General features: G+C 56.8%; 1 protein-coding gene. It reads left to right on the plus strand.

The features are described 5' to 3' along the window. A partial coding sequence (locus HVE01_RS19750) for a 2-oxo acid dehydrogenase subunit E2 (protein WP_186808886.1) occupies positions 1–800 on the plus strand: 800 nt, incomplete at both ends.

An 800-nucleotide genomic window follows, 5' to 3' on the forward strand; every position in this document is an offset into this window, starting at 1 on the left:
TAAGCTGGTACACGCAGGCCCAGCAGTGCGTATGCTGGCACGTGAGCTCGGCGTCGACCTCGGCCTTGTTAAGCCTAGTGGCCCGAAAGATCGGGTGCTGAAAGAGGATGTGCAGGCTTACGTGAAGCAGGCCATTGCCAACCAAGGTAACGCACAAACAGCGGCTGCCCCAGCGGCGAGTGGTGGTGCTGGCATCCCCGCGATACCAGAAGTCGACTTCAGTCAGTTTGGCGACGTCGAAGAGAAGCCGATGGGGCGCCTGCTCAAGATGGGCGCGACCAATCTGCATCGCAGCTGGCTCAATGTGCCTCACGTGACCCAGTTCGACGAGGCCGACATTACCGAGCTTGAAAGCTTCCGTAAAGCCATGAAAGCCGAGGCCGAAGCTCAGGGCGCTAAGCTGACACCGTTGCCGTTTATGGTCAAAGCCTGTGCCTTTGCCCTGCGTAAATTCCCCCAGTTCAACGTCAGCCTGAAAGGCGACGGCGAAACGCTGGTATGGAAAAACTACGTGCATATCGGGATTGCCGTGGATACCCCGGATGGTTTGATGGTGCCGGTAGTGCGCAACGCCGATAAGAAATCCTTGATCGAGATAGCCAAGGAGATGGCGGAACTAGGCAAGAAAGCGCAAACCAAGAAGCTAAAGCGTGATGAGATGACCGGTGGCTGCTTCACTATTTCGAGTCTTGGCTCGATTGGTGGAACCGCGTTCACACCGATCGTTAATGCGCCGGAAGTAGCGATCCTGGGAGTATCGAAAGCGCAGATGAAACCGGTATGGGATGGCAGCGCCTTCC

The sequence above is a fragment of the Vreelandella venusta genome, from assembly GCF_007989605.1.
GTDB classification, from domain to species: Bacteria; Pseudomonadota; Gammaproteobacteria; order Pseudomonadales; family Halomonadaceae; genus Vreelandella; species Vreelandella venusta.